The following is a 15117-nucleotide window of genomic DNA, read 5'->3' as shown; positions in this document are numbered from 1 at the left end:
GGACCGAATATGGCGAATGTGGCAGTGATCGGCGCCCAATGGGGTGACGAGGGGAAGGGCAAGATCGTCGATTGGCTCGCCGAGCGCGCCGATGTCGTCGTGCGCTTCCAGGGCGGCCACAATGCCGGGCACACGCTGGTGGTCGGCGAGAAGGTGTACAAGCTCTCGCTGCTGCCCTCGGGCATCGTCCGCGGCACGCCATCGGTGATCGGCAACGGTGTGGTGCTCGATCCATGGGCGCTGAAGGCGGAGGTCGAGAAGCTCGCCGGACAAGGCGTATCGGTCACCCCCGAGACCCTCCACATCGCCGACAATTGCGCGCTGATCCTGCCCTTCCACCGCGATCTCGACGCGCTGCGCGAGGACGCATCGGGCGCAGGCAAGATCGGCACCACGCGGCGCGGCATCGGCCCGGCCTATGAGGACAAGGTCGGCCGCCGCGCGATCCGGGTGTGCGATCTCGCGCATCTCGACCAGCTCGACGCGCAGCTCGATCGGCTGTGCGCGCACCATGATGCGCTCCGCGCCGGCTTCGGCGAACCGCCGATCGACCGCGCGCGGCTGCTCGGCGAGCTCGGGGAGATCGCCGATTTCGTGCTGCAGTTCGCCGCACCCGTGTGGAAGACGCTGAACGAGCAGCGCGCGCGGGGCCGTCGGATCCTGTTCGAAGGCGCGCAGGGCGTGCTGCTCGATATCGATCACGGCACCTATCCCTTCGTCACCTCGTCCAACACCATCGCCGGCACCGCGGCGGGCGGATCGGGGCTGGGGCCCGGCGCGGTCGGCTTCGTGCTGGGGATCGCCAAGGCCTACACCACCCGCGTCGGCTCCGGCCCTTTTCCGACCGAGCAGGACAATGAAACCGGCGAGCGGCTGGGCACGCGCGGCCACGAATTCGGCACGGTGACCGGACGCAAGCGGCGCTGCGGCTGGTTCGATTCGGTGCTGGTGCGCCAATCGGCGGCGGTCGGCGGGATCACCGGCATCGCGCTGACCAAGATCGACGTGCTCGACGGGTTCGAGGAGGTGAGGATCTGCACCGGCTACCGCCTGCGCGGCGATGAGCTGGACTATTATCCCGCCCATGCCGCCGATCAGGCCGAGGTCGAGCCGATCTACGAGACCATGCCCGGCTGGCGTGAATCGACCGCCGGCGCGCGCAGCTGGGCCGATCTGCCGGCGCAGGCGATCAAATATATCCGCCGGATCGAGGAACTGATCCAGTGCCCGGTCGCGCTGGTCTCGACCAGCCCGGAGCGCGAGGACACGATCCTGGTTCGGGATCCCTTCGCGGACTGATCCGATGACCGGCAAGGCCGCCACCAAGCTCTTGCCGCGCACCGAGGATGAAGGCGGCGCCCCGCCGCCCTCGCTCAGCGAATGGATGGCGATCATCGGGTTCGGCCTGGTGCAGTGGCCATGGCTGCTGCGCAGCCTGTCGGGCGGCAGCGGTGCCGAACGCAAGCGGCTGCTCGAACGGCTGGACCTGCCCGAACGCGCCCTGCCGGCCCTGGGCAGCTGGAAGGCCGATGCCGCGCTGCTCCACCATATCGTCGACGTGGTCGAGCGCGACCGGCCGCGGATAGCGGTCGAGCTGGGCGCGGGCGCCACCACCCTGGTCACCGCGCGCGCCTTGCAGATGCATGGCGGCGGGCAGCTGGTCAGCTTCGATCAGCATGGCGATTTCGTCGGCAAGACGCGCGCCTGGCTCGCCGAATATGGGCTGGATGCGGACATGCGCGGCGTCGCTATCGCGCGTGGGCGGACGGAGTGGCCGGGCTATTGGTATGTGTTGGACGACGTGCCCGATCGCATCGATCTGCTGACGATCGACGGGCCGCCCTGGACGATCCATCCGCTGGTGCGCGGCGGCGCGGACAGCCTGTTCGATCGGATCGGCCCGGGCGGGACCGTGCTGCTCGACGATGCGGCGCGTCCGGGCGAGCGCGTGATCGCGGCGCGCTGGGCAAAAAAATGGCCGGCGTTCGACTTCCGGCTGGACAAAGGCGGAACCAAGGGAACGCTGATCGGGACGCGGCGCCGTTGAACGCCGCGCCCCGCCAGCCGTCAACGCTCGGGGGGAGGGGCGCTTTCGGGGGTGGTCGTCGTCGTATCCGGAGTAGCCGGATCGGTCGCGCTGTCGGTTTCAGGCACGGTCGGCGTCGGCGCCTGCGGCACGTTGTCGGTGGTGTCCGGCGTGGGCGCCGGCGTCGTCGTGGTTTCGTCCTCGGTGTTGTTCTGAGGGGTGGTCTGCGGCGTCACCTGCGCGATGGCCACGGTGGACAGGCCGATAGCCGCAAGCAGTCCGATGGTTGCCGTTTTCATAGGGGTCGCTCCTCGTTAATGGCTTGAAACCAAGGCTTATGTGAGGGCGAAGGTTGCGAAAGGCGAATCCGTTCATCTTGCCGAAAGGGTCCTCCCGCCGTCAATTGTGGCGGAAACGGGGCAATCAGAGAAAGGATATCGCCAAGCAGGTGGCGATGCCGGTCACGATGTTCAGCGGAACGCCGATCTTGACGAAATCGGAGAAGCGATAGTCCCCGGCCGCATAGACGATGGTGTTGGTCTGATAGCCGACCGGCGTCGCGAAACAGGCCGACGCGCCGATCATCAGCGCGATGATCAGCGGTCGCGGGTCGACGCCCAGCTGCTCCGCCATGGCGATGGTGACGGGCGTCAGCAGCGCCGCCACGGCGTTGTTGCTGAGCAGCTCGGACAGGATCAGCGCGAAGAAATAGACGATGAACACCAGCGCCCAGGGTGGTGCGGAGGTCAGCACCGGCCCGGCCCAATAGACCATCAGCGAGACCGCGCCCGAACGCTCGAGCGCCAGCCCGACCGCCAGCATGGCGAAGATCAGCAGCAGCACGCTGCCGTCGATCGTCGCCCACGCCTCCTCGCCGTCGATGCAGCGCGTGACCAGGATGACGCCGATCGCGAGCACTGCGGCGACGCCGATGCTGACGATGTTGAGTGCGGCGAGGGTGACGACGCCGACCAGCGACAGGATGGCGATCCACGCCTTGTTGCGTCGGAAGGCGCGTGTGCGGGAGACATCGACGCCCAGGATGTGCGGATTGTCGCGCAGCCCGTCGATCTGCGCCGGACCGCCGACGACGAGCAACCTGTCCGCCCCGCGGATGCGGACATTGGCGAGATCCGGCCCCGCCTGGTGCCCCGGCCGGTCGATGCCGATGATGCGCGCGCGCAGCTTCTGCAGGAACGGAATGTCCGCCAGCCGCTGGCCGATCGAGGGATGGATGGGAGAGACCATCGCCTCCACCACGACATCGTCTTCGTCCGGCACGCCCGAACCGATGCCGATGCCGAAGCGGCCGGATTCGTGCAGCGTCATCAGCGTGGCGCCGTCGGTGCGCACCACCATCCGATCGCCGGCGGCCAGCGTCCAGCTTTCCAGCTCGGGGCCGCGCACGACGGTATTGCCGCGCCGAATGCCGACAAGCCGGGTCGAACGGTTGAACAGCTTGAATGCGGTGGGCGGCTCGCCGATCCGTTCTTCGTCGGGAAGGATGACGAGCTCGGTCAGGTAGTCGACCGCGTCGCTGCCGGCCGGGCCGCCCACCGGTTTGTCGGAGGGGAGAAGCCACCACAAGAGCGCCATGGTGACCATGCCCGATGCGGCCGTGACGAGGCCATAGGGCGTGATCTCGAAGATACCGAAGCGCTGCAGGCCCTGTTCGCGCGCGATGCCGTCGACGACAAGGTTGGTCGATGTGCCGATCAGCGTCAGCGTGCCGCCCAGCACCGCGGCGATCGAGAGGGGCATCAGCAGCTTCTTGGGGCTGATGCCGGTGGTTTCGGCCAGCTTGAACATGATCGGCATGAGGATCACGACGACCGGCGTGTTGTTGAGGAAGGCGGAAGCGACCAGCGCGCCCAGCAGCACCTCGGCGATGGCGAGGCGCGGATGCTTGTCGGCGCGGGCCATGATGAGCTCGCCCACCCGGTTCATCACGCCGGTGCGGATCAGCGCGCCCGACAGCACGAACATGGCGCCGATGACGATCGGCGCGGAATTGGAGAAGACCGAATACATCCCCTCCGCATCGAGGATACCGAGCGCGAGATAGGCGCAGGCGCCGAGGATCGCGACCACTGTCGCCGGATAGCGCTCCAGCGCGAAACCGATGAAGATGATGCCCAGGATGACCAGGCTGATGATCGCCTGGTTGGTTTCGACAAAGGCGCGCAGGATGTCGATCATGTCCGTCGTCCCGACGCTGGCCTCGATCGGCAAGCGCGACCTGGCATGTGCCGCAAACACAGCAGCCCCTGCCTGCGCAGGGGCGAAGGAAGTGAGATCATTCGCCGCACTGGGCGCGGTGGAGCAGCTTCTGATCGGCCAGCACGAGCGCCATCATCGCCTCGACCACGGGCACGCCGCGAATGCCGACGCAGGGGTCGTGGCGGCCCTTGGTCGCGATCTCGGTCGCCTCGCCTTCGCGCGTGATCGTCTCGACCGGGGTCAGGATCGAGCTGGTCGGTTTGAACGCGACGCGCAGGCGCACCGGCTGCCCGGTCGAGATGCCGCCCGCGATGCCGCCGGCATGGTTGGCAAGGAAACGGGGGCCGTCCTCGCCCGGCCGCATCGCGTCGGCATTCTGCTCGCCGGTCAGCCGCGCCGCCGCGAAGCCGTCGCCGATCTCGACGCCCTTGACCGCGTTGATCGACATCGCCGCGGCGGCAAGCTCGCTGTCCAGCTTGGCGTAGATCGGCGCGCCCCAGCCGGCGGGCACGCCGGCCGCCTCGCACGCGACCACCGCGCCCAATGACGATCCCGATTTGCGCGCGCCGTCCACCAAGGCCTCCCACCGTCCTGCAGCAGAAACATCCGGGCAGAAGAAGGGGTTCCTGCCGATCTCGTCGACGTCGAACGAAGCCGGGTCGATCGCATCGCCGCCGATCTCCTCGACCCAGCCGCGAATGGTCACCTCGGAAACAATCAGCCGGGCGATCGCGCCGGCGGCGACGCGCGCGGCGGTCTCCCGCGCCGAGCTGCGCCCGCCGCCGCGCGGATCGCGAAAGCCGTATTTGGCGTCATAGGCGTAATCGGCATGCCCCGGCCGGTAGGCGCGCGCGACTTCGGAATAATCCTTGGAACGCTGGTCCACATTCTTGATCATCAGCGAAATCGGCGTGCCGGTGGTGCGCCCTTCATAGACGCCGGAGAGGATCCGCACCTGATCGGGCTCGCGCCGCTGCGTGGTGAAGCGCGACGTTCCCGGCCGGCGCTTGTCGAGCCACGGCTGGATGTCGTCTTCCGACAGCGCGATCCCCGGCGGACAGCCGTCCACCACCACCCCCAGCGCCGGTCCGTGGCTCTCTCCCCAGGTGGTGAAGCGAAGAACGCGGCCGAAGCTGTTCCAGCTCACGCCAGCGCGATGTCCGGCGCGTCCTCGGCCTTCATGCCGATGACGTGATATCCCGCGTCGACATGGTGCGTCTCGCCGGTCACCCCGCTTGCCAGATCGCTCAGCAGATAGAGGCCCGCGCCGCCGACGTCCTCGATCGTCACGTTGCGCTTCAAGGGACTGTTGAGCTCGTTCCATTTGAGGATCAGGCGGAAATCGCCGATGCCCGACGCCGCCAGCGTCTTGATCGGCCCGGCGGAGATCGCGTTCACCCGGATATTGTCGCGGCCCAGATCGACCGCGAGATACTGCACGCTGGTCTCCAGCGCCGCCTTGGCCACGCCCATCACGTTGTAGTGCGGGATGACCTTCTCCGCGCCGTAATAGCTCAAGGTCAGCAGGCTGCCGCCCTCCGGCATCATCTTCGCCGCGCGCTGGCAGACCGCGACGAAGGAATAGACGCTGATGTTCATCGTCATCAGGAAATTGTCGAGGCTGGTGTCGACATAGCCGCCGCGCAGCTCGTTCTTGTCGGAAAAGCCGATCGCGTGGACGACGAAGTCGATCGTCGGCCAGCGTTCCGCCAGCGTGGCGAAGGTCTTGTCGAGCTCGGCCATGTCGCTGACATCGCAATCGATCAGGAAATCGGCGCCGACCTGTTCCGCCAGCGGCCGCACGCGCTTCTCCATCGCCTCGCCCTGATAGCTGAACGCGAGCTCCGCGCCATGCTCGGCGAGCTTCTTCGCGATGCCCCATGCGAGCGAGCGATCATTGGCCAGGCCCATGATCAACCCGCGCTTGCCTGCCATCAACCCGCTCACTTGGTCACTCCCTGATCGTCCGGCGGTTCCGGGTCGCCATCTAGCTCCGCTTCGGGCGTCTCCGCCAGCGCCGCGTTGAGCTCGGCCCCCATAACCACGCCGAGGCCGACGAGAAAGAAGAAGATCAGCGCGATCATCACCCCCGCCAGGCTGCCATAGGTCAGGTCGTAGCTGCCGAGATAGGAGAGCGCGACGGGCAGCAGCGCGGTCACGCCCAGCCACCAGACCGTCGTCGCCAGCGCGCCCGGCCATTTCGGGCAGCTGCTGCTGCGATAGCGGCGCGGGGTGAGCGAATAGAACATGAAGTACATCGCGGCGAACAAGGCGACGCCGGGCGCCGCGCGCATCGCTGAGATCAGGCTCGCCGTGTCCGAGGCGAAGGGAAGCACGCGCACGATGAACTGCTCGATGCCGACGAGCACCACCTGGAAGCTGAACGCGATCAGCACCAGGATCACCGATCCGATGATCAGCCCGATCGAGCCCAGGCGATATTCCCAAAAGGGCCGGGTGAACTTCACGCCATAGGCGCGGCGCAATATGTCTCGGATCGTCTCGATGAAGCTCGCCGTGGTCCACAGGCCGACCAGCGCGCCGAACCACAGGAGCGAGCCCGATCGGGCGGACAGCACGTCGACGATCGGCTTCTGCAGCACCTGGGCGACATCGGGCGGCACGGTGCGCAGGAACGCCTCCACCGTGTGCAGGCTCTCCTCGCTCTGGCCGAACAGCCGGGCGATCGCCGCGGCGACGATGAAGAAGGGAAACAGCGTCAAGAGCGCCAGATAGGCGAGGTTTCCGGCATGGACGAAGCCGTCGTTATAGACGCCGACGAACACCCGCTTGGCCACCTCGAAGGGATAGCTGCCCGGGCGGATGCGATCGATCTGCTTGCCGAAGTGACGGCGGGCCTCGGCCAGCCGCTTGCGGCGTTCCTCGGGCGATTGCGGGGAGATATCCTGCATCAGGAGGTCAAACGCCGAGATTCCCTCGGGGGTTGCCGCCGTTCTTGCCCGGCCAGCCCTGGACGAACTCGACCAGCGCATCGTCGTCGACCGGCAGATCGACCATCAGCGTCACGAACTGGTCGCCGCGCTGGCCGTCCTTGCGGGTGAAGCCCTTGCCCTTCAGCCTGAGCGTCTTGCCGGAGCTGGAGCCTTTGGGAATGGTCAGCATCACCGCGCCGTCCACCGTCGGCACGCGCACGCTTGCGCCCAGCACCGCCTCGGCCAGGCTGATCGGCAGGTCGAGCCGGATGTCGTCGCCGGTGCGGGTGAAGAAGCGGTGCGGCTCGACCGCGATGGTGACGATGCCGTCGCCCGGGCCGCCCGGACCCTGCTGGCCCTTGCCGGTCAGGCGCATCTGGGTGCCGTCCTCCAGCCCGGGGGGCAGCTTCAGGTCGATCGTCTTGCCGTCGGCAAGCGTGATCCGCTGGGTCTTGAGGGTCGCGGCATCGGCGAAGGGCACGCTCAGGCGATAGGCGATATTGGCGCCCTTGGGCTGCTGGCGGCGGCCGAAGCCGCCGAACCCGCCGCGCGCGCCGTTCTCCTGCCTGCCGCCGCCGAACAGATCGGCGAACAGGTCGCTCACGTCGACGCGCTCGCCGCCGAAGTCGAACGATCCGCCACCCGGCCCGCGTCCGGCGAAGCCGCCGCCCGGGCCGCGCTGTCCATAGCCGAAGGGCGCGGTCGGGTTGCCGTCGGCGTCGATCTCGCCGCGGTCGAACCGCGCGCGCTTGTCCTTGTCGGTCAGCAGGTCATAGGCCGCCGTCACCTGGCTGAAGCGCTCGGCCGCCTTGGGATTGTCCTTGTTGCGGTCGGGATGGAGCTGCTTGGCGAGGCTGCGATACGCCTTCTTGATCTCGGCCTCGCTCGCGCCGCGCGCCACGCCCAGTGTTGCGTATGGATCAGCCATGGATGGTCCTCATCGGTCCCATGTCGGCGAGGAACGCGCGGCGATCAAGTGCCACCGGCGGCTTCCCGCGGCGCGACGTCGACCGACACCGTGATCGACTGGGCGTTGGCGCCCAGGAAGATGCCGTCGATCGGGGCGACATCACCGTAATCCTTGCCGATCGCCATGACGATGTGATCGCCCGCCATGAAGATGCCGTTGGTCGGATCGAAGCCGATCCAGCCCCGCCGCTCGCCGCACCACACGAGCGCCCAGGCATGCGTCGCATCGGCGCCGACCAGCCGCGCCTGGCCGGGCGGCGGATAGGTGCGGATATAGCCGGAGACATAGGCGGCGCTCAGGCCGGCGGCGCGCAGGCCGGAAATCATGATCTGCGCGAAATCCTGGCACACGCCGCGTCTGAGCGCGAACGCCTCGGCGGGCGTCGTCGAAACCGTGGTCGAACCCGACTGATAGGTGAAATCGCCCTGGATGCGGCGGGCGAGCGCGAGGCAGGCCTCCACCACCGGCCGGTCTGGCGCCAGTTCCTCCGCGCACCAGGCGCCGATACCGGCATCGAGCGGGATCAGCGGCGAAGGATAGAGGAACTCGGCGGGGCCGGTGGGGCAGGGATCGCGGCTGGCGCGCGCTTCGGCCGCCACCTCGCCGATCGTGGGATCGTCGGGCAGGATCAGCGGCACCGCGCGGTCGACGCGCACCTCGGCGATGCTCTCGATCTCGAGCGAGCGCACCGATTCGCCGATCACGACGCGCGTCACATGCGCCAGCCGCCCCGAATTGCGCGCGGTCGCGGTGCGGCCGCCGGGACGCACCTCCAGGCTGTGGCATTCGAGCACCTGCCCGGCCCAGGCGATCGGCTCCAGCCGCAGGTTGCACCGGGCGAAGCGCACCGGTCCGGCATAGTCGAAGCGGGTGGTGTGGCGGATGTCGTAGATCACGCCAGCGTCAGCCCCGCCGCGCGCAGCGGCTCGGCCCCTTGCAGGAAATAGCGCCCGGCGACCAGGTCGGAGATCGCCATCAGCCGGCGCTCGATGTCGCGCAGCTGGCGGCTCTCGACCCCGCCCGCCTCCATCGCGCGCACCTGCCCGGCGAGCGCGACCGCCGCGGCCTGTTGCGGTTCGGCCATGCCGTCGTCGCCCAGCACCGGCAGGTCGCACAGGTGCCGCTCCACCCGTTCGACGCAGCTGGCGATGGCGCGCGGATTATTGGGATCGAGCGCGACCAGGTCGACCACCGGCAGCCGCGCCAGGCCCATCGGATAGCGCTGGCGGTAGGTGATCTGCGCGTCGGCCAGGTCGAGCAGCACGGTCAGGTCGTCGGCGCTCGCATCGACGCGCCCGAATATCTGGAGGTGGCGGGCCGCCGCCAGCGGACGCTCGATATGCCGGCCGAGATCGTGGAACCGCCACGCATCGGTTCGCCCCATATGCGCGGCGAAGATGCCGGCGAGCGCCATCAGCCTGCGCTGCAGCGTTCCGCTGCGGTCGGCGAGCGTGCCGCGCATCGGGAAGGGCGCGTCGAGCAGGCGGATGGTGTCGGCGGACAGGCGTTCGCGCGATCCGCCGCCGATCGCGCGGGCGGAGGCCATCAGCGCTTTCAGCCCGCCGCCATGCTCGCCCCCCTCGAACGCGGCGCGGGCGAGGGACGTCAACTCGCCGCGCCTGAGCGGCGCCTTGGGCAACAGTTCGCCGGGCGGGGTCAGCAGGCCGGCGAGGCGCGCCAATGTCTGCGGCCCCAGCGCCGCGCTGGCGTCGGCGTCGACCGAGGCGCCGACGACGACGCGGATCGCCGCGAGCAACGCTTCGGCGCGTTCCAGATAACGCCCCAGCCAATAGAGATTGTCGGCGACGCGGCTGGGCAGCGTGCCCGGGTTGCGGCGGATGCGCACGGTGTCGCTGTCGGGCAGCAGCGAGATCGCGGGCACGCGGTCAGGGCCGTGCACGCCGACATCGGCCGACCAGGCGCCGTCCCCCATCACCGCCGCGCGCGGGTCGGCGGTGTCGCCGATGCGGGCGAAGCCGCCGGGCAGCACGGTCCATTCGCCATGCGCATCGCGCGCGGCGAACACGCGCAGCGAAAACGGCCGCGGCGCCAGCGCGCCGTCGATGACGACGGGCATGGTCGAAAGCCGCACCACCTCCTGCCCGACATAGTCCTGCGGACGCCGCGACATGTCGGTAAGCAGCGCCTCGCGCGGCCCGCCGGTGATTTCCGCGCCCAGCCGCGCGCGTCCTTCGGGCAGGCCGAGCGGGCTCGCGGCGAAGGCCGGGCCGATCAGCATCGAATCGAAATTCTCGATCACCTGCGCCGCCTCGCGCGGCTGGCCGCACCACCAGGTGGCGATGTTGGGAATGGCCAGATCGGCGCCGGTCAGCCGCCGCGCCAGCTTGGGCAGGAAGGCGGCGATCGCCGGGCTTTCGAGCGCGCCCGCGCCGGGCGCGTTGGCGATCACTGTGTTGCCCGCGGCATAGGCGTCGAACAGCCCGGCGACGCCGATCTGCGAATGGCTGTCGAAGGCGAGCGGATCGAGCCAGCGCGGATCGATCTGCCGCCACACCGCGTCGATCCGTTTCAGCCCGGCGATGGTGCGGACATAGAGCTGCTCGTCATGCACCGCCAGATCGGCGCCCTCGACCAGCAGCAGCCCGAGATAGCGGGCGAGATGCGCCTGCTCGGCATAGCTCTGGTTGAAGCGGCCGGGGGTCAGCAGCGCGATGCGCGGATCGCTTCGCCGGCACGCCGCGCCGATGCCCGCGCGCAGCGCCTCGAAAAAGGGCGCGTGGCGGCGCAGGTTGAGCCGGCCCTGCAATCCGCCGAGCACGCGCGACACGGCGAGGCGGTTCTCCAGCGCATAGCCGGCGCCGATCGGCGCGCGCAGATGATCGGCGAGCACGCGCCACTCGCCGGTCGGCCCGCGGCCGAGATCGGCGGCGAAGACATGGAGGTGGTGCCCGCCGGGCGGCGCGATGCCGACCAGCTGGCGCAGGAAATGCGGGCTTCCGGCGATCAGCGCGGCGGGTATGACGCCCGCGGAGACCAGCTTCGCCTCGCCGTAAATATCCCGGAGCAGCGTCTCCATCAGCCCGGCGCGCTGGGCGATTCCCTGGGCGATGCCGTTCCATTCGTCGCGCTCGATCAGCAGCGGGACGGGGGATAGCGGCCAGGGACGCTCCTCCTCTTCGCCCAGGATGCGATAGCCGGTGCCGATATCCTCGGTCTGACGCAGAACCCGCTCGCGCGCGGCGGACAGGTCGTCGCCCACCAGCCCGGCAAGCTCCTCGAACATCGCGACCCAGGGCGCGAGATCGCGCCGCATCGCCTCGCTGAGCACGTCGCTGCCGGGCGCTCGCCCGACATAGCCGTCGATCCAGCGCCTGGCGTGGGTGCCGGCGTCGAACAGGCTGGGTTCGGGGGCGTCAGCCATGGGTGGATCCCGGATTGCGCGCGCGGATGATGGCGCCTCTCCCCGAATTGGTCGCGCTCCTCGACTCAACACGCAAAGCCGCTGCGGTGCAATGGGGAATGCGAATCCCGTCGCCCCTGCGAAGGCAGGGGCCTCAGGCGGCATGGGCGAGGCCGGATGTGCCACAGACTGCGCGGCCCCCGCCTTCGCGGGGGCGACGGGCGTCAGAGATCCGGCAAAATCTGGTCGCTCACCCCCCAGCCGCGCAAGCCTCGCCCGCGCGCGCGTTCCAGAAGCGTGTCCGTGTCGCGGATCGAATAGATGTTCGCGCCCTCCACATCCTTCAGCTCGGCCCAGGTGATCGGCGCGGCGACCGGCGCGCCGGCGCGCGCGCGGGCCGAATAGGGCATGATCGCGGTCGATCCGCGCTGGTTCCTCAGCCAATCGAGGAAGATGCGCCCCTTGCGCTTGGCCTTGGACATGGTCGCGGTGAAGCGGTCCGGGTCGTCCGCTGCCATCGCCCGCGAAAAGCGTTCGGCGAAGCCGGTGAAGCGCTCCCAGTCAGCCTCGGGCGCGAGCGGAACGACGACGTGCACCCCCTTGCCGCCCGACAGCATCGGAAAGCTGGTGAGGCCGAGATCGCCCAGCACCGTCTTCAGCTTCTCCGCCGCCTTCACCACCTTGTCGAAGTCCAGCCCCTCGTCGGGATCGAGGTCGAACACCATCCGGTCGGGGCGGTCGAGCGTCGCGACCGACGACGCCCAGCCATGGAACTCGATCGTCCCCATCTGCACGCACTGGAGGATGCCGGTGGCGTCATCGACGTACAGATAGTCCTCGGTCCCGCCCTTCTTCTCCCTGATCGGCACATGCTTGACCGCCTCGCCGAAGCTGCCCGAATCATGCTTCTGGAAAAAGCAATGCTTGGCCCGCCCCTGCGGGCAGCGCACCAGGCTGATCGGACGACTGCCGACCCAGGGCAGCATCAGCGGCGCGACGGCGGCCGCGTAGGCGGCGAGATCGCCCTTGGTGAGCTTTTCGCCCGGGAAGATCACCCGGTCGGGATTGGTGATCTTGACCGGCAGCGTTGCCAGCTCGGGCGTCGCCGCGGGCGCCTCCGCCCTCACCTCGGCGGCGGGCTTGTCGCCGCGCAGGCCGATGAAGCTCGCATGGCGGATGACGCCGTCGGCGGTGAACTCGCCGAAGGCCACCTCGGCGACCAGCTTGGGGCTGACCCAATGCGCCTTGCGCGCGATCGCGCGCGGCACCTCGACCGGCGCGGACTTGCGCGCCAGCTTGTCGAAGCGGTCGCGCAGATCGGCGATGGTGTCCGTGTTGAAACCGGTGCCGACCTTGCCCGCATAGCGCAGCCCGCCCTCCTCGTTGAGCGCGAGCAGCAGCGAGGAGAAGCCGCGCCCCTTGGCCGAGCTTTCGTTCCAGCCGATGATGACGAACTCCTGCCGCCGCGTGCATTTGACCTTGAGCCACGATTTGGTGCGGACCGAACGATAGGGCGCGTCGGCGCGCTTGCAGACGATGCCCTCATAGCCTTCATCGCACATCGCATCGAACAGCTTCTCGCCCGCGCCGACGATATGCTCGGCGAACTGGATCGTGCCCGACGCCGGGATCAGCGGCCGCAGCCGCTCCTTGCGCTGGATGTTGGGCAGCTTGCGCAGGTCGGTCCCGTCGAGGCTCAAAAGGTCGAAGGCGAACATCACCATCTCGCCGCCTTCCGAGATCGCCTGCTGCAATGTCGAGAAATCGGGCCGGCCATCCTTCAATGCGGTGATCTCGCCGTCGATCAGCGCCGATCCGACGTCGAGCGCGGCGGCCGCCTCGGCGACGCCGGGAAACTTGTCGGTCCAGTCGAGCCCGGTGCGCGTGAAGATCTTGGCCTTGCCGCCGCCCACCGCAACGATCGCGCGGTAGCCGTCATATTTGACCTCGTGCAGCCAGGCCGATCCGGTCGGCACCGAGTCCACGAGGGTGGCGAGCTGGGGCGCGACGAATTTGGGAAATCCTCCCCGGGACGGGGAGGGGGACCGTCCGGAGGACGGTGGAGGGGGCCTTCCGCGCGAACCGCTCTTGCGGCGAGCCCCCTCCACCACGCCGCTGCGCGTCGCGGTCCCCCTCCCCGTGCCGGGGAGGATTTTGCCGTCCGCGATCTCGCGCATCGTGCGGCCGGTCTTGACGCTGGTGAGGCCGGTCTGGACCAGCGTGTCGCTGCCGCCGGCCTCTTCGTCCTCGATCTTCCTCAAGAGCCAGTTCTCGCGCTTCTCGCCCGGCCGTCCCTTGATCCGCACCAGCAGCCACTCGCCCTTCATCCGCTCGCCGTCGAGGATGAAGTGGAGGTGCCCCTTGGCCAGGTCCTTGGCGGACTTGCCGGCGACCGGCGCCCAGGTGCCGACGTCCCACAGCATTACGGAGCCGCCGCCATATTCGCCCTTGGGGATCGTTCCTTCAAAATCGGCATAGGACATCGGATGGTCCTCTGTCCTGACCGCCAGCCTTTTGTCGGCGGGATCCAGGCTCGGGCCGCGCGTCACCGCCCAGCTCTTGAGCACCCCGTCCAGCTCCAGCCGGAAATCCCAGTGCAGCCGGGTCGCATCGTGCTTCTGGACGATGAAGCGGTTATCTTTGCCCTTGGCGACCTTGCCGGCGGGCTCGGCGGTCTTCGCGAAGTCCCGCTTGGCGTTGTACGTCGCCAACGGATCGGTGGCGCTTTTAGGCACGTTTCTTGGCCGGCGCGCGCTTGGCTGGCGCTTTCTTGGGCGCGGCCTTCTTCGCCGGGGCCCGCGCGCCGCTTTCGACCGACTTCTTGAGCGCCGCCATCAGATCGACGACGTTGCTGCCCGACGGGCGCGCCTCGTCCTCGTCGGTCGAGACGATCTTCTTGCCCTTGGCCTTGCGCTTTTTGGCGACCAGCGCTTTCAGCGCGTCGACATAGCGGTCCTTGAAGGCGTCGGCGTCGAACGGCTTGGTCTTCTTGTCGATCAGCGCGGTGGCGAGCTCGAGCAGCTCGGCGTCGGGCTTGGTGCTGCCGATGTCGCGGAAATAGCCCTGCGCGCGGCGCACCTCGTCGGCGTAGCGCAGCGTCTCCAACACCATGCCGCGCCCGCACGGCTTGATCGAGACGACATATTCGCGGCCCCGCATGGCGAGCTGGCCGATGCCGACCTTCTTCGACCGCCTGAGCGCCTCGCGCAGCACGACGAACGCCTCCTCGGCCAGGTCGTCGGCAGGGACGACGAAATAGGGCTTTTCGAAATAGAGCACGTCGATCTCGTCCGCGTCGACGAACTGGGTCAGCTCCAATGTCTTCTTGGATTCAAGCTTGACCGCCTCGATCTCCTCGGGCTCGAGCAGGACATATTCGCCCTTCTCGAACTCATAGCCCTTCTTGATCTCGTCGGCGTCGACCGCGCCCACGCCGGGGGCGACCTTCTCGTAGCGGATCGGCTTGCCGGTCGGCTCGTGGATCTGGCGGAACTGCACGCTCGCGCCCGATTTGGTTGCCGGATAGATCTCGACCGGGATCGACACCAGCGCCAGCCTGATCTGTCCCTGCCAAGTCGCGCGCGCCGCCGCCATCGCCGGTTCCTTC

The 15117-nt window shown here is 68.6% G+C and carries 12 protein-coding genes; 2 read left to right on the top strand and 10 right to left on the bottom strand.

The window, feature by feature from the left end; all coding sequences use genetic code 11:
* The first annotated feature begins 9 nt into the window (after positions 1-9).
* A complete protein-coding gene (locus D1610_RS07755) occupies positions 10-1299 on the top strand; it encodes an adenylosuccinate synthase (protein WP_118863537.1) in 1290 nt (429 codons plus the stop codon).
* Between the two features lie 4 nt (positions 1300-1303).
* Positions 1304-2047, top strand: a complete 744-nt coding sequence (locus tag D1610_RS07750) for a class I SAM-dependent methyltransferase (protein WP_245942033.1) — start codon at positions 1304-1306, stop codon at positions 2045-2047.
* Between the two features lie 20 nt (positions 2048-2067).
* On the opposite strand, the gene D1610_RS07745 is transcribed toward D1610_RS07750, so the two are convergent.
* The 10 genes from D1610_RS07745 to ku all read right to left on the bottom strand — a co-directional run bounded on the left by D1610_RS07745 (position 2068) and on the right by ku (position 15104).
* Positions 2068-2325 (bottom strand): hypothetical protein, encoded by a 258-nt coding sequence (locus D1610_RS07745; protein ID WP_118863536.1) that lies wholly within the window; start codon positions 2323-2325, stop codon positions 2068-2070.
* Positions 2326-2449: 124 nt separating this feature from the next.
* Complete coding sequence (locus tag D1610_RS07740) at positions 2450-4225, bottom strand: SLC13 family permease (RefSeq protein ID WP_118863764.1); 1776 nt, start codon at positions 4223-4225, stop codon at positions 2450-2452.
* Between the two features lie 97 nt (positions 4226-4322).
* Positions 4323-5393 carry a chorismate synthase gene (gene aroC, locus D1610_RS07735; protein WP_118863535.1) on the bottom strand — a complete coding sequence of 357 codons (1071 nt, stop codon included), beginning with the start codon at positions 5391-5393 and terminating at the stop codon, positions 4323-4325.
* Positions 5390-6193, bottom strand: a complete 804-nt coding sequence (fabI, locus tag D1610_RS07730; RefSeq protein ID WP_118863534.1) for an enoyl-ACP reductase FabI — start codon at positions 6191-6193, stop codon at positions 5390-5392. Before fabI ends, aroC begins: the two co-directional genes overlap by 4 nt.
* Positions 6190-7158: a YihY/virulence factor BrkB family protein gene (locus D1610_RS07725; protein ID WP_118863533.1), complete on the bottom strand. Its 969-nt coding sequence runs from the start codon at positions 7156-7158 to the stop codon at positions 6190-6192. Before D1610_RS07725 ends, fabI begins: the two co-directional genes overlap by 4 nt.
* 7 nt (positions 7159-7165) lie before the next feature.
* Positions 7166-8107, bottom strand: a complete 942-nt coding sequence (locus D1610_RS07720; protein WP_118863532.1) for a DnaJ C-terminal domain-containing protein — start codon at positions 8105-8107, stop codon at positions 7166-7168.
* 44 nt (positions 8108-8151) lie between these two features.
* Entirely contained in the window at positions 8152-9045 is an 894-nt protein-coding gene (locus D1610_RS07715; RefSeq protein ID WP_118863531.1) for a transglutaminase family protein, read from the bottom strand.
* Positions 9042-11531, bottom strand: a complete 2490-nt coding sequence (locus D1610_RS07710; protein WP_118863530.1) for a circularly permuted type 2 ATP-grasp protein — start codon at positions 11529-11531, stop codon at positions 9042-9044. Before D1610_RS07710 ends, D1610_RS07715 begins: the two co-directional genes overlap by 4 nt.
* A 203-nt stretch (positions 11532-11734) precedes the next feature.
* Positions 11735-14245: a DNA ligase D gene (gene ligD, locus D1610_RS07705; RefSeq protein ID WP_118863529.1), complete on the bottom strand. Its 2511-nt coding sequence runs from the start codon at positions 14243-14245 to the stop codon at positions 11735-11737.
* Positions 14238-15104: a non-homologous end joining protein Ku gene (gene ku, locus D1610_RS07700; protein ID WP_118863528.1), complete on the bottom strand. Its 867-nt coding sequence runs from the start codon at positions 15102-15104 to the stop codon at positions 14238-14240. The genes ligD and ku overlap by 8 nt, the downstream gene beginning before the upstream one ends.
* Between the last annotated feature and the right edge of the window lie 13 nt (positions 15105-15117).

It is taken from the genome of Sphingomonas gilva (assembly GCF_003515075.1).
Classification (GTDB): Bacteria; Pseudomonadota; Alphaproteobacteria; order Sphingomonadales; family Sphingomonadaceae; genus Sphingomonas; species Sphingomonas gilva.
Note: the sequence above shows the minus strand (reverse complement) of the source record. Positions and strands in the feature narration are given on the sequence as shown.